The sequence below is a fragment of the Pseudomonas sp. GD04058 genome (assembly GCF_029836855.1).
In the GTDB taxonomy this organism is placed as follows: domain Bacteria; phylum Pseudomonadota; class Gammaproteobacteria; order Pseudomonadales; family Pseudomonadaceae; genus Aquipseudomonas; species Aquipseudomonas bharatica.
Window position 1 is genome coordinate 1 of record NZ_JAOECN010000011.1, and the last position, 18953, is coordinate 18953.

Annotated in this window: 18 protein-coding genes and 1 pseudogene; 12 read left to right on the plus strand and 7 right to left on the minus strand. The window is 63.3% G+C overall.

What is annotated here, in order from left to right; genetic code table 11:
* Positions 1-147: 147 nt before the first annotated feature.
* Positions 148-1035, plus strand: a complete 888-nt coding sequence (gene rhtA / locus N7650_RS11920) for a threonine/homoserine exporter RhtA (protein ID WP_009394359.1) — start codon at positions 148-150, stop codon at positions 1033-1035.
* Between the two features lie 175 nt (positions 1036-1210).
* Complete coding sequence (locus N7650_RS11925; protein WP_064303826.1) at positions 1211-1492, plus strand: hypothetical protein; 282 nt, start codon at positions 1211-1213, stop codon at positions 1490-1492.
* 43 nt (positions 1493-1535) lie between these two features.
* Here the strand turns inward: N7650_RS11925 and N7650_RS11930 are convergent, their stop codons facing one another.
* Complete coding sequence (locus N7650_RS11930; protein ID WP_279898342.1) at positions 1536-3347, minus strand: aminopeptidase family protein P; 1812 nt, start codon at positions 3345-3347, stop codon at positions 1536-1538.
* A 57-nt stretch (positions 3348-3404) separates the two neighbouring features.
* On the minus strand, positions 3405-4565 hold the full coding sequence (locus N7650_RS11935) for an aminotransferase class V-fold PLP-dependent enzyme (protein WP_279898343.1): 1161 nt from the start codon (positions 4563-4565) through the stop codon (positions 3405-3407).
* A 204-nt stretch (positions 4566-4769) separates the two neighbouring features.
* Between N7650_RS11935 and N7650_RS11940 the strand changes: the two genes are divergently transcribed.
* Together N7650_RS11940 and N7650_RS11945 are read left to right on the plus strand one after the other, a co-directional pair.
* Complete coding sequence (locus N7650_RS11940) at positions 4770-5873, plus strand: DUF3182 family protein (RefSeq protein ID WP_279898344.1); 1104 nt, start codon at positions 4770-4772, stop codon at positions 5871-5873.
* Positions 5860-6630: an alpha/beta fold hydrolase gene (locus tag N7650_RS11945; RefSeq protein ID WP_009394690.1), complete on the plus strand. Its 771-nt coding sequence runs from the start codon at positions 5860-5862 to the stop codon at positions 6628-6630. Before N7650_RS11940 ends, N7650_RS11945 begins: the two co-directional genes overlap by 14 nt.
* On the opposite strand, the pseudogene N7650_RS11950 reads toward N7650_RS11945, so the two are convergent.
* Positions 6609-7606 (minus strand): annotated as a pseudogene (locus tag N7650_RS11950) (GlxA family transcriptional regulator). The gene N7650_RS11945 and the pseudogene N7650_RS11950 overlap by 22 nt on opposite strands.
* Before the next feature lie 107 nt (positions 7607-7713).
* On the opposite strand from N7650_RS11950, the gene N7650_RS11955 reads away from it, so the two are divergent.
* A complete protein-coding gene (locus N7650_RS11955) occupies positions 7714-8262 on the plus strand; it encodes a cysteine hydrolase family protein (protein WP_279898345.1) in 549 nt (182 codons plus the stop codon).
* A 1-nt stretch (position 8263) separates the two neighbouring features.
* Here the strand turns inward: N7650_RS11955 and N7650_RS11960 are convergent, their stop codons facing one another.
* On the minus strand, positions 8264-8824 hold the full coding sequence (locus N7650_RS11960; RefSeq protein WP_279898347.1) for a helix-turn-helix domain-containing protein: 561 nt from the start codon (positions 8822-8824) through the stop codon (positions 8264-8266).
* Positions 8825-8939: 115 nt separating this feature from the next.
* Between N7650_RS11960 and N7650_RS11965 the strand changes: the two genes are divergently transcribed.
* From N7650_RS11965 to N7650_RS11995, 7 genes are all read left to right on the plus strand, one after another.
* The gene (locus N7650_RS11965) at positions 8940-9884 is read left to right on the plus strand and encodes a DMT family transporter (RefSeq protein ID WP_279898348.1); all 945 of its coding nucleotides are present in this window, start codon (positions 8940-8942) and stop codon (positions 9882-9884) included.
* 146 nt (positions 9885-10030) lie between these two features.
* Positions 10031-12943 (plus strand): monovalent cation/H+ antiporter subunit A, encoded by a 2913-nt coding sequence (locus tag N7650_RS11970; RefSeq protein ID WP_279898350.1) that lies wholly within the window; start codon positions 10031-10033, stop codon positions 12941-12943.
* Positions 12943-13287, plus strand: a complete 345-nt coding sequence (locus N7650_RS11975; RefSeq protein ID WP_009394682.1) for a Na+/H+ antiporter subunit C — start codon at positions 12943-12945, stop codon at positions 13285-13287. The genes N7650_RS11970 and N7650_RS11975 overlap by 1 nt, the downstream gene beginning before the upstream one ends.
* A complete protein-coding gene (locus tag N7650_RS11980) occupies positions 13284-14969 on the plus strand; it encodes a monovalent cation/H+ antiporter subunit D (protein ID WP_279898351.1) in 1686 nt (561 codons plus the stop codon). Before N7650_RS11975 ends, N7650_RS11980 begins: the two co-directional genes overlap by 4 nt.
* Positions 14966-15454: a Na+/H+ antiporter subunit E gene (locus N7650_RS11985; RefSeq protein WP_009394678.1), complete on the plus strand. Its 489-nt coding sequence runs from the start codon at positions 14966-14968 to the stop codon at positions 15452-15454. Before N7650_RS11980 ends, N7650_RS11985 begins: the two co-directional genes overlap by 4 nt.
* Positions 15451-15729, plus strand: coding sequence for a K+/H+ antiporter subunit F (locus N7650_RS11990; RefSeq protein WP_009394676.1), 279 nt, complete (start codon positions 15451-15453; stop codon positions 15727-15729). The genes N7650_RS11985 and N7650_RS11990 overlap by 4 nt, the downstream gene beginning before the upstream one ends.
* Complete coding sequence (locus N7650_RS11995; RefSeq protein WP_009394675.1) at positions 15726-16082, plus strand: Na+/H+ antiporter subunit G; 357 nt, start codon at positions 15726-15728, stop codon at positions 16080-16082. Before N7650_RS11990 ends, N7650_RS11995 begins: the two co-directional genes overlap by 4 nt.
* 6 nt (positions 16083-16088) lie before the next feature.
* Here the strand turns inward: N7650_RS11995 and N7650_RS12000 are convergent, their stop codons facing one another.
* The 3 genes from N7650_RS12000 to N7650_RS12010 all read right to left on the minus strand — a co-directional run bounded on the left by N7650_RS12000 (position 16089) and on the right by N7650_RS12010 (position 18860).
* The gene (locus N7650_RS12000; RefSeq protein WP_279898352.1) at positions 16089-16280 is read right to left on the minus strand and encodes a hypothetical protein; all 192 of its coding nucleotides are present in this window, start codon (positions 16278-16280) and stop codon (positions 16089-16091) included.
* Entirely contained in the window at positions 16277-16744 is a 468-nt protein-coding gene (locus N7650_RS12005) for a hypothetical protein (protein ID WP_009394673.1), read from the minus strand. Before N7650_RS12005 ends, N7650_RS12000 begins: the two co-directional genes overlap by 4 nt.
* Before the next feature lie 502 nt (positions 16745-17246).
* Positions 17247-18860, minus strand: a complete 1614-nt coding sequence (locus N7650_RS12010; protein ID WP_279898354.1) for a methyl-accepting chemotaxis protein — start codon at positions 18858-18860, stop codon at positions 17247-17249.
* Between the last annotated feature and the right edge of the window lie 93 nt (positions 18861-18953).

The window sequence follows — 18953 nt, forward strand, 5'->3', positions numbered from 1 at the left end:
CATTGAATCGAGCGTCAAGCATTAATTTGAAACGCACAGCGAAAAAGAAAACTGCGCAATATATTGCTCAAAACCAAGGGTGTTTAGCATCATAGGCAGCCGGTACGAATGTTCGTACCTTCTACTATTAAGGAACGCCCTGCCTCGATGAACACCCAGACCCGCAGCCTAGCCGCTACCTTGTTCCCCGTCGGCGTACTGCTCATTGCCATGGCTTCGATCCAGTCCGGTGCATCGCTGGCCAAAAGCATGTTTCCTCTGATCGGCCCGGAAGGTACCACGACCCTGCGCTTGCTGTTCGCCAGCGTGATCATGCTGCTGTTGCTGCGACCATGGCGGGCGAAGCTGAGCGCGAGCACTCTGAAAAGCGTGATCATCTACGGAGCATCCCTGGGCGGGATGAACTTCCTCTTTTATATGTCGCTACAGACGGTTCCGCTGGGCATTGCCGTTGCCCTGGAGTTCACCGGCCCGCTGGCGGTGGCGCTGTATGCTTCGCGACGTCCTGTGGACTTCCTCTGGATCGGCCTGGCGGTCATCGGTCTGTTGCTATTGATCCCGGTTGGTGAAACCGGGGCAAGCCTGGACCTCACCGGTGTCGGATTCGCATTGGGCGCAGGGCTCTGCTGGGCGCTGTACATTCTTTACGGACAAAAGGCCGGGGCCGAGAACGGAATCCAGACCGCAGCGCTCGGAGTGGTGATTGCTGCGCTGTTCGTGGCTCCGATCGGCATCGTCAAGGCAGGCAGTGCCTTGCTCGATCCGGCGCTGGTCCCTGTCGCCCTCGGCGTCGCGATTCTCTCTACCGCCCTGCCCTACAGCCTGGAAATGGTCGCACTGACTCGCCTGCCGGCGCGTACGTTCGGCACCCTGATGAGCATCGAACCCGCCATTGGCGCTCTGTGCGGCCTGGTTTTCCTCAGCGAAGTACTGAGTCTGTCCCAGTGGCTGGCGATCGGTGCGATCATTACGGCATCGGTAGGCGCAACCCTGTCGATGCGCAAGGACGCTCCTCCACCGGTAGCAGCAGACTGATTGAGAAATACTTTCATTCGAATGGCCGCAAATGATTGTGCGAGCCAATCGGGCCTGTTTAACTGTGCCCTGTGTCATATTTTGAATTTTTTACTCGACGCAGGGACGAACGAGCATCAGGAAGGTGCAACTGGAACGAACACGGGCACAGACCCGCGCAGCGTTAAGGACAGGAATGAAACGAATTCTGCTCATACTAGCTATCCTCGCAGTCGCAGGTTGCGCAGCAACCGCGAAGGATCAGGTCAAGCGTGGCAAGAAAGGGCTGCACATCAACTGCTCCGGCCTTTCCTCTTCCTGGAACAAGTGCTACAGCAAGGCGGAAACCTCCTGCGGAACGAAAGGCTACAAGGTGATTGCCAGATCCGGGGATAACGACGAAGAGCCGGGAGATTATCCATTCGGCATCAACCCTGCCGGCTATACCAGCCGCAGCATGATCGTCATCTGTAAATAAGAAAGGGCAACCCCGGGGGTTGCCCTTTGCCTTTTTGCTTCGATCAACCGATAGCCCGGGTTCTTTCGTGCAACCATTGCAGAGCAGCACCGTCGAGCAGCGGTTCCAGACGTCGACGAACCTCGGCGTGGTAGGCGTCGAGCCACGCGGCATCCTCGCTGCCAAGCTGGTCGATCAACAGGCAACGGGTGTCGATCGGACACAGCGTCAAGGTTTCGAATTCAAGGAAATCGCCAAACGCGCTCTTGCCCGACTCCCGGTTTATCACCAGGTTCTCGATGCGCACGCCCCACTGCCCGGGACGATAGGTTCCGGGCTCGATCGAGGTAATCATCCCGACCTGCATCGCCGTGTGAGGCGTCACGGCGGCCTGATAGGCAATGCTCTGCGGTCCTTCGTGGACATTCATGAAGTAGCCGACCCCGTGCCCGGTGCCGTGCCCGTAATCGATATGTTCAGCCCACAACGGCGCGCGCGCGATCGCATCCAGTAGCGGTGAAGGAATGCCTCGGGGAAACCGGGCCCGCGATAGGGCGATCATGCCCTTGAGCACACGGGTACAGTCCAGTTTCTGCTCGTGGCTCGGGGTACCGATCGGTACCATGCGGGTGATATCGGTGGTTCCGCCAAGATACTGCCCGCCCGAGTCGATCAGAAGCAGGCCATCGCCTTCGATCCGTGCGAAAGCCTCCGGGGTGGCATGGTAATGCGGCATCGCGCCATTGGCGTTGAACGCCGCGATGGTGGCAAAACTCAGGCAGACGAAATCCGGACGCCGGGCACGCGCCGCGGTCAGTTGCACATCGATATCGACTTCAGTGACCACCTCGCGTCCCAGGGCCGTCTCGAGCCATGCGAAGAATTCGCACAGCGCAGCGCCGTCATGCTCCATGGTTCGGCGGATATGCGCGAGGTCCGCATCGCTCTTGCGCGACTTGGCCAGAGTCGTAGGGTTGATGCCTTCGACCAGCCGCACGCCCTCACGCAGATTGGCCAGAAGACCACTGGTGACCTTCGCCGGATCCAGCAACACACGGCTGTCCGCCGCGATCCCGGCAAGACCGGCGGCAATTTCGCTGTAATCACGCAGTTCGACCCCATCGGCGGCAAGCGTGTCGCGCAGCGCCGCATCCACCTTGCTCTGGGCGACGAACAGAATCGCAGCCTCCTGGCCGATCAGGGCGAAGGAAACGAATACCGGGTTGTAGGAAACATCGCTACCGCGCAGGTTGAACAACCAGGCGATATCGTCGAGGGTGGCGAGGAAATGCCAGTCGGCACCTCGCTCGGCAAGCGTCTGGCGCAAGGCGGCCAGCTTCTCGCGACGCCCCTGCGAGGCATAAGGTGGCAAATGTGCATACACCGGGCTGGCCGGCAACGCCGGACGGTCCGGCCAGATCTGCCCCAGCAGATCCTTGTCCAGCAGCAAGCGAACCTTGCGCGCCTGCAGGCGCTCTTGCAACTGCCGAGTCGACGCCAACGCCATGACAGCGCCGTCTGCGGCCACCGCACCGTTGGCCGGGGTGTTGTCCGCCAGCCATTCCAGCGGCCCCGGCCGGCCAGGTTGCAGCTTGACCAGTTCGATCCCGGTACCCGCCAGTTCCTGGGTGGCCTGCTCCCAATAGCGGCTATCGGCCCACAGCCCGGCAAAGTCGGCGGTCAGCACCAGGGTTCCGACCGACCCCTGAAATCCGGAAAGCCATTTGCGCCCTTGCCAGTATCCCGGCAGGTATTCGGAAAGATGGGGATCGGCAGAAGGCACCAGCAGTGCATCGACCCCTTCGTTGCGCATCACCTGGCGCATCTGCGCTACGCGCGCCCTGACCGCATCCTGCGGTGTCGGTTGACTGTTCATGCTCGCTCCTTTCATCACTACGGCCTGTATTCCAGGCCGCTGATAATGGAGCAGGGCTTAGCCCCGGGCAACACCCCAGAAGGGCGCAGGATGCAGCGCTGAATGGATGGCCGCCACAGCCTGATCAACGTCCGACACGCTGGTGAAACGCCCCAGGCTCAAGCGAATGGTCTGTCCCGCCAGGCAGGCATCATGCCCCAATGCCAGCAACACATGGGAGGGCGCTGAACTGGCGGAATTGCAAGCCGACGTGGAAGAAAATGCCAGGGTTTTCGCCAGCTCGGAAAGATCCAGCGAGTCGCCGCCGAAGGTCAGGCTGAGGGTATGGGGAATGGACTGTTCGAGGCTGCCGTTTACCAGTAAGCCGGAAATATCCCGCAGCCTTGTAAGAAGCCGCTCACGCAAACATCGGATGCGATCCAGCTCTTCTCGCTGCACTTCACCGGCCAAGGCAAAGGCCGCCCCCATCGCAGCGATCTGGTGGGTCGCCAGCGTCCCGGAGCGCAACCCGCCTTCGTGACCGCCGCCATGCATCTGCGCCTGCAGCAGCGTACGAGCCCGCTCGCCGACATACAGCGCACCGATGCCCTTGGGCCCATAGACCTTGTGTGCGGAAAACGAAGCCAGGTCCACCGGCCACCGCGCCAGATCGATCCCGACCTTGCCCGCCGCCTGGGCGCAATCGACATGCAGCAATGCACCCCGCTCTCGTACCACCTCACCGATGCGCTTGACATCATTGAGCGTACCGAGCTCATTGTTCACCAGCATCAGGGACACCAGGAACGTATCAGGGCGCAGGGCAGCGGCTACCGCCTGCGGCGTGATCAGCCCTTTGCCATCCGGCTTCAGGTACGTGACCTCGAAACCCGCGTCCTGCAACTGGCGCGCGGTATCCAGCACCGCCTTGTGCTCGATGCCACTGGTAATAATGTGACCGCCCTGCCGCCCCTGGGCCAACCCCTTTATGGCGAGATTGTTCGACTCGGTCGCGCCGGAGGTCCACACAATCTGCTCGGGACGTGCGCCAATTAGCGTCGCTACCTGCAAGCGCGCCAGTTCCACAGCTTCGCGTGCCTGCTGACCATAGCGATGTGAACTCGAAGCGGGATTGCCGAACGTACCGGACACACCCAGGCACTTGACCATCACGTCGATGACTCGCTCGTCGACGGGTGTCGTGGCGGCATAGTCGAAATACAGCGGCAGTTTTTCCATGGTTCAAGGCTCTCTTGCAGTTGTCGCCCCGGAAAGCGTCGTGCTTTCCGAATCCTGTCCAGCGATAGTGCCTTAAACCACATAGAACCAATAATTATCAGTTTTCATATTTATATAACCGAATATTGATAACTCTTTATCCAGTGAACTTCTCGACCGTCCAGCGCTTCAGAACAAATATCTACGCTGACTGGAGCATCCACCATGCCCCGCCGGACCGATCGCAAGCACGGTGTGCTGTTGCTCGATACCCGGGAACGCACGCCAGAGCATGAACGTGCCGTACACCGCAAATTGGCCGAGCATCTGGCCGCCCTCCTGCATACCGAAGTCGTTGCATCGCCCTCGGACGAGGAAGAGGATCTCTACTACCTGCCCACCGCGACCCTGATCGACCCTCGCCGTTACAGGCAACTGGGCATCCGCTCGACCGAAGATTTCTTCGGTGGCCTGGTAGCCCATCCGTACATGGCGACGAAGGCCATCTCCCATCCGTTGCCCGCCGGCGCACAGTATCCCAACGGCTGGACCGACGAGTTCGCCCGTCAGGCAGGCACGGCGCTGCTCAAGGGCTACACGGTGTTCAGCATCGCCGATGCCAGGGCCGCCGCCACGCTGCTGCTGCGCGATGGCCCCTTGCGACTCAAACCGGTCCGCGCAACGGCCGGCCGCGGACAGAAAGTGATTGCAAGTGCAGCCGAACTGGAACCCGAACTGAGTCAAATGGACAGCGACGAACTTGCCCTCTGGGGGCTGGTGCTCGAAGAAAACCTGACGGATGTCGAAACCTTCAGTGTCGGCCAGGTACAAGTCGCCGGGATCGTTAGCAGCTATTACGGCGTCCAGCATTGCACCCTTGATCATCAGGGCGAATCGGTCTACGGCGGATCGGACCTGGTTGTGGTACGCGGCGATTACGAGCGCCTGCTGCAACTTGAACTGGACCAGCCCCTGCGCCTGGCGATCACCCAGGCGCAGGCCTATGAGCAGGCCGCCATCGCCAGCTTTCCGGGCTTTCTTGCCTCCCGCCGCAACTATGACGTCGCGCGCGGCCTGACCGCCGCGGGCCATCTGCGCAGTGGTGTACTCGAACAATCCTGGCGCATCGGTGGCGCCAGCAGCGCCGAACTGCTGGCCCTGCGCGCCTTCGCCGATGACCCGGCGCTACAGCGCGTCCGCGCCTCCACCCATGAAGTGTTTGGTGACGCCGTGCTGCCGGGCAATGCCACGCTTTTCTATCAGGGGGACGACCGTGAAGTCGGACGAATCTGCAAATACGCGAGGATCCGCGACTATGACCATCCATAGCGAAAGCCTGGACATTCCCGTCGACGGCGAAACCATCGCCGGCACCCTGCTCAGCCCGAGTCCGAAGGTCCCCGGGATTCTCTTCGTGCACGGCTGGGGTGGCAGCCAGCAGCGGGACCTGGCCCGCGCCAAGCACATCACCGGGCTGGGCTGCGTGTGCATGACTTTCGATCTGCGCGGCCATGAGAAGACCGAAAGCCAGCGGCGCAGCGTAACCCGCGAGCAAAACCTGGCAGACCTTCTGGCAGCCTACGACAAGCTGGTCAGCCACCCGGCGGTGGATACCAGCTCGATCGCGGTGATCGGCAGCAGCTACGGTGGTTACCTGGCCACCCTGCTGACCCGCCAGCGACCGGTGAAATGGCTGGCGCTACGGGTTCCGGCGCTGTACTGGGACGATGAATGGAGCCTGCCGAAGCAAGCGCTCGATCGGCAACGCCTGTCGCAATACCGGCTGATGACCCTGGGCCCTGGTGACAACCGCGCCCTGGCCGCCTGCGCGGAATTTGCCGGGGACGTTCTGCTGGTGGAGTCGGAAACCGATGACTATGTGCCACACACTACCTTGATGAGCTATCGCTCGGCGTTCGTCTGCGCCCATTCGCTGACGCACCGGATCGTCGACGGGGCCGATCATGCGCTCTCCAGTGACCGGAGCCAGAAGGCCTACAGTGCATTGTTGACGGCCTGGATAAGCGAAATGGTAATCGGAGCGCGGCTGGACCGTTATCCGCATCACTCGCCCTGGTATTCCTGAGATCGCCCGGCTTGCGTCACGCGCCGCCGGTAATCACTTGGCGCCAGTCCCGTGACCTTATGGAACACCTTGCGAAACGCGCCTGGGTCCTGGTAGCCCACGCCCCAGGCGATCTGGTCGATGCTGCGCCGGGTGAATTCCAGCATCCGGCAGGCCCGTCCCACCCTGACCTGCTGGCAGTACTCGGTGGGTTTCAGTCCGGTGGCGCTGCGAAAGCGGCGCAGGAACGTACGCTCTTCGAGCCCGGCGCAATTGGCCATGACCGCCACGCTGACTTCCCGTGCGCCGGTGCTCTGCAACCAGTGCTGGACCTTGAGCACCGCTTCGTCGCCATGATCCAGGCGCGGGCTGAAAGTACTCCCGGCAGGCTTGATCCGCACCGGTTCCACCGCGAGAAAACGTGCGGTTTCCGCGGCCAGGGTTGGCCCGAGGTAGCGCTCCACCAGTTTCAAGCCAACCTCGGTCCAGGCCATCAACCCGGCGCTGGTGATCACGTCACCGTCTTCCAGCAGCGGCAGGTTGGCCTCGACCTTTATCCGCGGGAAGCGCTCGGCCAGGGACTGGGCAAAGTTCCAGTGCGTAGTGGCTGAACGTCCGTCCAGCACACCGCTGGCGGCGATGAAGAATACCCCGACGCAGATCGACGCCAGCAGGGCGCCATCGCCATGCCAGCTGCGCAACTGCCCACGGTAGCGTTCGAGCAGTTCAGCGGTCGGTTCCTGGGTCAGGCTGGGCGGCACGATCATTACCCGCAACTGATGATCGGGCAGCAGGTGGCTGTCCTGGCTCACCACCAGTGCGCCTTCTGCATCCTCCTGCCAGTGCAGACCCGCAGCGGCGCACGCTGCGCAAGGCCGAGGTCGGCCGCCAGGCGATTGGCCACGCTGAACAGATCGGTCAGCCCGTGCACAGCCGCCAACTGCGCCCCGGGATAGACCAGGATACCGATCTCGATGATTTCGCCGTCCCGGCTCATTGTCAGTTTTTCCCGTGAAATTGTCGGTCGCGCCAATCCGCAACGGCGCCGGGCAAGCCTATAACTATCAGCCACGGCCCCACCACTGTCATCCACGAGGAAACCACATGAGCAGCAAAGCCCTGGTCATCATCGATATCCAGAACGACTACTTCCCGGGTGGCAAATGGCCCCTGGCCAATGCCGACCTTGCGGCCGACAATGCGGCGAAAGCCCTGGAAAGGGCACGGGCGCGGGGCGACCTGGTGATTCATGTGAAGCATGAATTCGAATCCGCCGATGCGCCCTTCTTCGCTCCCGGTTCGCAAGGCGCGAAGATCCACGCGAAACTGACGCCCCGGGACAATGAGCCGGTAGTGCTCAAGCACAGGGTCAATGCTTTTCTCGACACCCCGTTGCCCGGCCTGCTGGAAGAACACCGCATCAGCGAACTGACCGTGGTCGGCAGCATGAGCCATATGTGCATCGACGCCGCCACGCGTGCCGCCGCCGACTTCGGCTACACGGTCACGGTCCTGCACGATGCCTGCGCCACCCGTGACCTGGAGTTCAATGGCGTGACCGTCCCTGCAGCACAGGCCCATGCGGCCTATATGGCTTCGCTGGCTTTCGCCTACGCCCGGGTGATCTCCACCGCGCAATGGCTCGAGGCCTGAGTCAGATCACCACGTTGCGCACGAAGCGCGTGGCCACCGCGCCATCGTTGCGATAGCCGTGGGCGCGGTTGCTGGCATAGGTGAAAAACTCGCCGGCAGCCAGTGCCCGCGCCTCGTCGTCGATCAAAAGGGTCAGGCAGCCCTCGAACACGAAGATCTGCTCGCTGAAGCCTTCCGGGTCGGCATTGGTCTTGTAGAACTCGCCGGGCTCCAGGCGCCACTCCCACAGCTCGACTTCGCGCCGGGCCGGAGTGCTGGCCAGCAGCACCGCCTTGCTGCCGGCATGCTCGCCGGCCCAGGCCAGTTCGTTGATACGGCTGGAGTCGCGGTTGTCCGCGGCCTTGATCAGGTCGGCGAACGCCACGCCCAGGGCTTCGGCGATCAGGTCGAGGGTCGACAGGCTGACGTTCTTTTCTCCGGCCTCGATAGCCACCAGCATGCGTCGGCTGACGCCGGAGTTCTCGGCCAGGGCACTCTGGCTCAAGCCGCGGACATGCCGCAGGCGCCGCACGTTCTGGCTGACGTGCTGGAGAACCGAGGTGCGGTTGGAATCTTTATCCACTGAACTATTCACCTAAGGCATTCACCAAAAGTACTCACCGAAGAGAATTTGCGCAGTATACTGCCCACTTTTGCCGCGCGCACTGTGCGGCGCCTTCATTTCTCGCGTGCAAGCCATGACTACCACTACCTCCGTGCGTCCCTCCCCGACCTTTCGCCTGAGCAAGGCGGAACTGGTGCTGGTGTTAATCACCATGCTCTGGGGTGGCACTTTCCTGATCGTGCACAAGGTGATGACGGTCAGTGGCCCGATGTTTTTCGTCGGCCTGCGTTTTGCTGCTGCCGCCTTCTTCGTCGGACTGTTCTGCTTCCGCTCGCTGCCGGGCCTTACCCTGCGCGAGCTAAAGGCCGGGGTGCTCATCGGTGTCGCGATCATGCTCGGCTACGGCTTGCAAACCGTGGGCCTGCAAACCATCAGCAGCAGCCAGTCGGCCTTCATCACCGCGCTTTACGTGCCCTTCGTACCGATCCTACAATGGCTGGTGCTGGGCCGCCGCCCTGGCCTGATGCCAAGTATCGGCATCGCCCTGGCCTTTACCGGGTTGATGCTGCTGGCCGGGCCAAGCGGCGGCGCCGTGCATTTCAGCCCCGGAGAAGTCGCCACCCTGGTCAGCGCCGTGGCCATCGCTGCGGAAATCATCCTTATCGGCCACTACGCTGGCAGCGTCGATGTGCGCCGTGTCACCGTGGTGCAGCTGGCTACCGCCTCCGCCCTGTCGTTCATGCTGGTGGTGCCGACCCAGGAGCGCCTGCCGGACTTCTCCTGGCTGTTGCTGGGCGCCGCCATCGGCCTGGGTGCCATGAGCGCGATTATCCAGGTCGCGATGAACTGGGCGCAGAAGTCGGTTTCGCCGACCCGCGCTACGCTGATCTACGCGGGGGAACCGGTCTGGGCCGGGATTGTCGGACGTATCGCCGGTGATCGTTTGCCCGGCCTCGCACTGCTGGGCGGCCTGCTGATCGTGATTGCGGTGATCGTGAGCGAACTCAGGCCCGGACGCAAGGAAGATAAACCGGCGACAAGTGCCGCCGACGGGAAGGAAGCTGATACCGGTATTTAGGGAAACAGCGCGCTCGTCTTGCGGAAACTGTTATAAGAAAAAAGCTTTTTCTTACAATTCTTGTAGGATTCTGCGACAGCTTGCCGGTTGGTGATCACCGGAGCGGCACGTATGATTCCCTGCAAATTTCCGCAGATTAGATATCTATGTCCTTGATAGTTCTACTGCTTCTGCCATTCGTGGGGAGCTGTGTGGCCGGTGTGCTGCCGCACAACGCACGCAACTCGGAGTCGCTGCTGGCCGGCATCGTCGCCCTGATCGGCACGGTGCAGGTGGCCATGCTGTATCCGCAGATCGCCGATGGCGGGGTGATCCGCGAGGAGATCCTCTGGCTGCCGAGCATGGGACTCAACATCGTTCTGCGCATGGACGGCTTCGCCTGGCTGTTCTCGTTGCTGGTGATGGGCATCGGCACCCTGGTGTCGCTGTATGCGCGCTACTACATGTCGCCCCAGGACCCTGTGCCACGCTTCTTCGCCTTCTTCCTGGCCTTCATGGGCGCCATGCTCGGCCTGGTGATTTCCGGCAACCTGATCCAGATCGTGTTCTTCTGGGAACTGACCAGCCTGTTCTCCTTCCTGCTGATCGGCTACTGGCATCATCGCGCCGACGCCCGCCGCGGCGCCTACATGGCCTTGACGGTGACCGGGGCCGGCGGCCTGTGCCTGCTGGCCGGGGTGATCCTGCTCGGCCATGTGGTCGGCAGCTACGACCTGGACAAGGTCCTGGCTGCCGGCGATGTCATCCGTGGCCACGCCCTGTACCCGGTGCTGCTGCCGCTGATCCTGCTCGGTGCCCTGAGCAAGAGCGCGCAATTCCCCTTCCATTTCTGGCTGCCCCACGCGATGGCAGCGCCCACGCCGGTGTCCGCCTACCTGCACTCTGCGACCATGGTCAAGGCCGGGGTCTTCCTTCTGGCGCGGCTGTGGCCGGTGCTGTCCGGCACCGACGAGTGGTTCTGGATCGTTGGCGGCGCCGGGGCCTGCACCCTGTTGCTCGGCGCCTACGCGGCGATGTTCCAGAACGACCTCAAGGGCCTGCTGGCCTACTCGACCATCAGCCACCTCGGCCTGATCACCTTGCTGCTGGGCCTGAACAGCCCGCTAGCGGCGGTGGCCGCGGTGTTCCACATTCTCAACCATGCCACCTTCAAGGCTTCGCTGTTCATGGCGGCGGGAATCATCGACCACGAAAGCGGTACCCGTGATATCCGCAAGCTAAGCGGCCTGTTCCGCCTGATTCCGTTCACCGCGACCCTGGCCATGGTGGCCAGCGCCTCGATGGCCGGCGTACCCTTGATGAACGGATTCCTGTCCAAGGAGATGTTCTTCGCCGAGACCGTATTCATCTCCTCAACCGCATGGGTCGAGACCACCCTGCCGGTGATCGCCACGCTGGCCGGAACCTTCAGCGTCGCCTACGCGCTGCGCTTCACCGTCGACGTGTTCTTCGGCCCCACCGCCACCGACCTGCCGCATACCCCGCATGAACCACCGCGCTGGATGCGCGCGCCGGTCGAGTTGCTGGTACTGACCTGCCTGGTGGTCGGCGTCTTCCCGGCGCAGTCGGTCGGTCCGCTGCTGGCCGCCGCCGCCCTGCCGGTTGTCGGCGGTGAACTGCCGGAGTACAGCCTGGCGGTCTGGCACGGCTGGAACGCCCCACTGATCATGAGCCTTATCGCCATGTGCGGCGGGGTGCTGCTCTATCTAGCCCTGCGCAGCCAGTTCCAGCAGGGCCGCTTCACTTATCCGCCGCTGATCGAGCGTTTCAACGGCAAGCGCCTGTTCGAACGCGGCCAGGTCCTGCTGATGCGTACCGCCCGCGGCATCGAACGGATCTTCACCACCCGGCGCCTGCAGAAGCAGCTGTTCATGCTGGTCCTCGCCGCCCTGGTGGCGGGTATGCTGCCGCTGCTGGCCCACGGCCTGAGCTGGGGCAACCGACCGAAGATCCCCGGCTCCGGGGTTTTCGTTATGCTCTGGCTGATCGCCATTGCCTGCGCCATCGGTGCCGCCTGGCAGGCCAAGTACCACCGTCTCGCTGCGCTGATCATGGTCGGGGTCTGCGGCCTGATGACCTGCATTACCTTCGTCTGGTTCTCCGCCCCGGACCTGGCGCTGACCCAGTTGGTAGTCGAAGTGGTCACCACCGTGCTGATCCTCCTCGGCCTGCGCTGGCTGCCACGGCGGATCGAGGGCGTGTCGCCACTTGCCGGCTCCCAGGAGCGGGCGCGCCTGCGGCGTCTGCGCGACCTGGTCCTGGCGGTGCTGGTGGGCGGCGGCATGGCGGTGCTGTCGTACGCCATGCTGACCCGTCCGACACCCAACTTCATCTCCTCCTTCTATCTCAGCCGCGCCCTGCCGGAAGGCGGCGGGACCAACGTGGTCAACGTCATGCTGGTGGACTTCCGAGGCTTCGATACCCTAGGCGAGATCACCGTGCTGGTGGCCGTGGCCCTGGCGGTCTTCGCCCTGCTGCGACGCTTCCGTCCGCCGCGCGAGAGCATCCAGTTGCCGGCACAGCAGCGCTCGCTGGCGCCCGACATGGTCACCGACCTGGTCAACCCGCGACATGCCGAGGACACCGCCCTGGGCTTCATGATGGTCCCGGCGGTACTCGCCCGCCTGGTGCTGCCGATGGCCATGCTGGTGTCGATGTACCTGTTCATGCGCGGCCACAACCAGCCGGGCGGCGGTTTCGTTGCCGGCCTGGTGATGTCGGTGGCGTTCATCCTCCAGTACATGGTTGCCGGCACCCAATGGGTCGAGGCGCAGATGAGCCTGCGGCCCTTGCGCTGGATGGGCACCGGGCTGCTCTGCGCAGTCCTGACCGGTGTCGGTGCGCTGCTGTTCGGCTACCCGTTCCTTACTACCCATACCGCACATGTGCACCTGCCGCTGCTGGGTGACCTGCACATCGCCAGTGCGCTGTTCTTCGATGTCGGGGTGTTCACCGTGGTGGTCGGCTCGACCCTGCTGATCCTCACCGCCCTCGCCCACCAGTCGGTGCGTGCGCACCGGCCGCTACCGAAATCCACCACAGCAGAGGGAGCCGCCTGATGGAAGAAGTCATCGCGATCGCCATCGGCGTTCTCGCCGCCTCCGGGGTCTGGCTGATCCTGCGGCCACGGACCTACCAGGTGATCATGGGGCTGTGCCTGCTGTCCTACGGGGTCAACCTGTTCATCTTCAGCATGGGCAGCCTGTTCATCGGCAAGGAGCCGATCATCAAGGACGGCGTGCCCCAGGACCTGCTCAACTACACCGACCCGCTGCCCCAGGCCCTGGTACTGACCGCGATCGTCATCAGTTTCGCCATGACCGCGCTGTTCCTCGTGGTACTGCTGGCGTCCCGCGGTTTCACCGGTACCGACCATGTCGACGGACGGGAGCCCAAGGAATGAGCGGGATGCAACAACTGATAGTCGCGCCCATTCTCCTGCCGCTGCTGACCGCAGCCCTGCTGCTGTTGCTCGGGGAAAAACGCCGGCCACTGAAGGCGCGGATCAACCTGCTCTCGACCCTGACCGGGCTGGGCATCGCCATCACTTTGCTGCTGTGGGTCAGGGACCAGGGCCAGGCCACCTCCATCGGTGTCTACTTGCCGGGCAACTGGGCGGCGCCATTCGGCATCGTCCTGGTGCTGGATCGCCTGGCCGCGCTGATGCTGGTGCTCACCGGCGTCGTCGGCACTAGCGCCCTGCTCTTCGCCCTGGCCCGCTGGGACCGCGCCGGCGCCAGCTTCCACGCACTGTTCCAGATCCAGCTCATGGGCCTGTACGGCGCCTTCCTCACCGGCGACCTGTTCAACCTGTTCGTGTTCTTCGAGGTGCTGCTGGCGGCGTCCTACGGTCTGCTGCTGCACGGTTCGGGGCGCTCGCGGGTCAAGGCCGGCCTGCATTACATCGCCATCAACCTGTTCGCCTCGTCGCTGTTCCTGATCGGCGCCGCCATGCTTTACGGCGTCACCGGCACCCTGAACATGGCCGACCTGGCGATGAAGATTCCCCAGGTGCCGGAGGCCGATCGCGGCCTGCTGCATGCCGGCGCGGCGATCCTGGCCATCGCCTTCCTCGCCAAGGCCGGTATCTGGCCGCTGAACTTCTGGCTGGTACCGGCCTACTCCTCGGCCAGCGCGCCGATGGCGGCGTTGTTCGCCATCATGACCAAGGTCGGCTTCTACACCGTCCTGCGCCTGTGGACCCTGTTGTTCTCCGAGCAAGCCGGCGCCTCGGCCTTCTTCGGCGGACAGTGGCTGGTCTACGGCGGCCTCGCCACCCTGGCCTGCGCGGCCGTGTCGATCCTTGCTGCGCAGCGCCTGGAGCGCATGGCCAGCCTGAGCATCCTGGTCTCGGCCGGCACCCTGCTGGCGGCAATCGGTTTTGGCCAGACCGCGCTGATCTCGGCGGCGCTGTTCTACCTGGTCAGCTCGACCCTGGCCCTGTGCGCGCTATTCCTCCTGGCCGAGCTGATCGAACGCTCGCGTTCGGCCAATGAGCTGCCGCTGGATGACGATGCCGACGCCATGCCGTCGCCGCTGGAATCCCTGCAGCCACCCAAGGGCACCAACCTCGATGACGAGCAGAAGGCCGTGGTCGGCCAGGTGATCCCCTGGACCATGGCCTTCCTCGGTTTCAGCTTCATCGCCTGCGCTCTGCTGATCATCGGCATGCCGCCGCTGTCCGGCTTCGTCGGCAAGTTCAGCCTGATCACCGCCCTGTTCAACCCCTCGGGCATGGGCGTGCCGGCCGAAGCACTGCTGCCGGCCAGCGGCTGGGCGCTGCTGGCCTTGCTGATCCTTTCCGGCATGGCCTCGCTGATCGCCCTGGTACGCCTGGGCGTGCAGCGCTTCTGGAAGCCAGAGGAGCGCCCCTCGCCGTTGCTGCGCCTGTACGAATGCGTGCCGATCGTCGCCCTGCTCAGCCTCTGCGTAGTGCTCAGCCTGTGGGCCGAACCCTTGATGCGCTATGCCCAGGATACCGCCGCAAGCCTCAAGGATCCGGGTGTATACGTGGAAGCGGTGCTCGGTACGCGGCCGATTCCAGGCCCCACCACCCTTGAAAGCCTCGGGCAGGTTCAACCATGAAACGATTGCTCCCCGCCCCGCTTCTGTCCCTGGCCCTGTTCGTCCTGTGGCTGGTGCTGAACCTTTCGATCAGCCCGGGCAACATCATCCTCGGCCTGCTCCTGGGCATCCTCGCACCGCTGCTGATGCGGCCCTTGCGCCCGTTGAGCGCGCATATCCGCAATCCGGGGGCGGTGATCCGCCTGGTCTTGCGGGTGGGCCTGGATGTGCTGGTGTCCAATCTTGACGTGTTCCGCAGCGTCTGGCGCATGGGTCGCAAGCCACCGCGCTCGCGCTTCGTGCATATTCCCCTGGACCTGCGCGATGCCCATGGCCTGGCAGCACTGTCGATGATCACCACGGTGATCCCCGGTACGGTGTGGTCCGAACTGGCGCTGGATCGCAGCGTACTGCTGCTGCATGTGTTCGACCTGGACGACGAGGCCCGCTTCATCGAGCACTTCAAGCACACCTATGAACGCCCGTTGATGGAGATCTTCGAATGACCGGCCTGCTCGCCAATGCCATCATCGCCAGCCTGTTCATCTTCACCATCGCCATGGCCGTGACCTTGGTCCGGGTGTTCCGCGGCCCGTCGGCCCAGGACCGGGTGCTGGCCCTGGACTATCTGTACATGCTGGGGATGCTGATGATGCTGGTGCTGGGTATCCGCTACGCCAGCGATACCTATTTCGAGGGTGCGCTGCTGATCGCCCTGTTCGGCTTCGTCGGCTCGTTCGCCCTGGCCAAGTTCCTTCTGCGCGGCGAGGTGATCGAATGACCGCTCCGGTATTGCCGTTCTGGCTGGAAATCGTGGTAGCCGCACTGATCCTGACCAGCAGCCTGTTTGCTCTGACCGGGGCCATCGGCATCCTGCGCCTGAAGGATTTCTTCCAGCGCATGCACCCGCCTGCCCTGGCTTCGACCCTCGGTGCCTGGTGCGTAGCGCTGGCCTCGATCCTGTATTTTTCCGCGCTGAAGGAAACGCCGGTGCTGCATGCCTGGCTGATTCCGATCCTGCTATCGATCACCGTGCCGGTGACCACGCTCCTGCTGGCCCGCACCGCGCTGTTTCGCAAGCGCATGGCCGGCGAGGACGTACCCGGCGAGGTCAGCAGCCGCGAGCAGGAGTGAAGCCCGTCACTGTTCGTCGCTCAGGCGCTGCAGCTCGCGCCTGACCATCGACGCGTATTGCGCGGGCTCGAGCTGGTAAAGCTGCCCGGCGACCCAGGTCAGCCACTGCCCCTGCAATTCCTCACGCCGCGCCAGCCACTGCCGCGCCTGATCTTCGGCGCGAGCCTGATGGCGCTCATGGAACTCGCGGCGACTCACTCGCTGGCCTTGAAGGTCAGCTCGCCCTTACGCCACTTGGCAACCTTGGCCGTGGCCGCCTTGAGGGTCTTGGACAGCCCTTCGCTGATGCGCGCGTGGGCCGCGAATACCATCATGACCGCACGCCCTTCACGGAAGACGATACCCTCGCCCTCCGGAACGCTGACGAAGGCATATTCGCCCAGGCCATAGATGGTCTGCTTGATGTCGCGGAAGCGGATTTCCAGCTTGCCGCCTTCGCGGCTTGGCAGGACGGCGGCGCGGAAGTGGTCACCGACCTTCAGCTCCAGGCGCTGCTTGTCATCGACCACCAGCGCGTCGGCGGTCTCGACCTCGGCCATGTACAGGCCATCGGGGCTTTGCTCGGTGATGTAAACGAACGGCGACTGGAATTGCTTGACCAGTTTGCCGCGAAGATCTCCCAGCACGAACAGGGCGTGCATATCCAGATTGGTGACTGCCAAAGAAAATTCCTCAAAACCGAGATCACACTGACACCCGTGAAGAAAAGCTCCCACGGGCATGCCGTACTTCATTAATTCGAAGTTCGAAAGACTAATGAGTTGGCGCCAATAAGTAGCGGCCCGGAGGCGTCGCACCTTGTGGGAAATCACACTTTCCCATGCCGGATACGGCTTGATAGCGAACGTCTGACCGACATCGCGCGGTGAAAATTCCGTGTTTCACCGCTCCTTCGCGGTGCAAGGCGATCGATTGAAGATCGCCTCGTAGCGTCGGAAAGCGAATGGCTTACCGCACAGGGAAGCGAATATGCACGAAAACACGGAAACCCGTCGAGGGGTGTGTGCTGTTTGCAGGTGAGAAATTTCTGTTATTGGGGTTGTTACAGGAGCGGATTAATGTGGTGTTCTTGAGGGCCTCATCGCTGGCAAGCCAGCTCCCACAGGGTTCAGTGTCGCCGCAGACACTGTGGGAGCTGGCTTGCCAGCGATAGGGCCCTCAAGACTAACGAGTTCCCGGCATCTTCTCCGGTCGATACCCCAGCCGCAGCCCGCCCCAATGCCGGCCATCGACCTTGATCGGTACCGACAGGTCGTGCATCAGCTCGCCGGTGTCCCGGGTGTAGGTTTGCAACAGCAGGCGCTGCTGATGGCTCCCGCAACGAATACCGGTGCGGTCGTCGAACTTGCGCTTGCTGCGGTTGTGCGCAGTGTCGGTGGCCTCGTCCCCGGTCAGGGGCTGGTTGAAGGCATTGTTGTGGGTCGGCACGTAGCCCTGCTGGGTACAGGCGATCGCATAGATCAAGCCCTCGTGTTCGCGCAGCAATGGCTCCTGGATAGCCGGCAGGACCTGGTCGGTGTACTGGTCGAAACGGGTGCGATAACGCGCCGGCCGGGTGCCGGGCAACACCTGGTACTGACGGTCGAACAGATCATCATGACTGATCCGGCCCTCGCGGATATCCGCCTCGAAGCGCTCGGCGATCTGCCGGGCGCCACGCAGGGCCAGGTCGAAGACCCGCTGGTGATAGTCATCCAGCCCGACCTCGGCCAGGCGCTCGCTGATGTTCTCCGCCTGCCCTTCCATCTGCACGGCGGCCTGGGCCAGGCGCTGGGTCTGCTGGTCGCTGATGGCCAGGTCGCCGCGCATCTGCTCCACCGCCTGGAACAGGCTGTCGAGCTGGGTACGGGTGGTTTCGGTGCCACCGGCGATCTCGGTAATCTGCTGCTCGACACCCGCCGCCAGCCCGGCAATGGCATCCAGTTGCTCGCCGGTGTGCTCGACCTGGGCAACACCGCTGTGCAGGTCATCCGACAACCCGCGAATCTGCTCCACCACCTGGGCGGTGCGCTGCTGGATATCGGCGACCATTACCCCAACCTCCTCGGTAGCGCTGGCCGTACGTCCGGCGAGGCCGCGAACCTCATCGGCGACCACGGCGAAACCGCGTCCGTGCTCGCCGGCACGGGCGGCCTCGATGGCGGCATTGAGCGCAAGCAGGTTGGTCTGGCTGGCGATGGCCTGGATCACCAGGGTGACCCGGGCGATATCCTCGCTGCGCTGGTGCAGCGCTTCGATCAGTTCGCGGCTGGCATTGGCGCGGGAACTGAGCAGGTGCATGAGCTGGATCGAATCGGCCAGCACCAGGCGCCCCGCGGCGCTGCTTTCATGGGCTTGCTGGGCGGCCACCAGCGCCTCGCGACTGAGCTGGGAAGTGACTTTCTCGGTGCCGATCATGACTTCGGCGCTATTGACGATCTGTGCCGCGGAAGACAACTGCGATTGCAGCCTGTCCGCCAGTTGCCTGACCGAATAGGACACGCCGGCCGCCGACAGCGCGTTATGACTGGTGACCTGGGCCAGGTCGCGGGTCAGTTCGGTGAGCGGGTCGTGCACGGCCACCTGAGCCGGCTGCGGCCGGCTGCGCAGGTGCGGCAGCCACAACACCAGCAAGGCCAGCGGCAGGCAGAACCAGAACGAAATGCCGGCGAATGCCATGGCCGCCAGCACCACCACCAATACCAGGCTTTGCAGCACCAAACCGGACCAGCCACGGGCACCCCGGGCCGAGGGTTCTGCTGGTGCCAGCGCGGCGGGTAGAGATCCTTCTCGCATCATGACTATGGCTCCCCGTTGTTATTGTTGCGTCATTAAACGCCACTACAACGCCATTAGCCATGCTTCCTTGGGCGTAACCCGATCCGGCCTTGA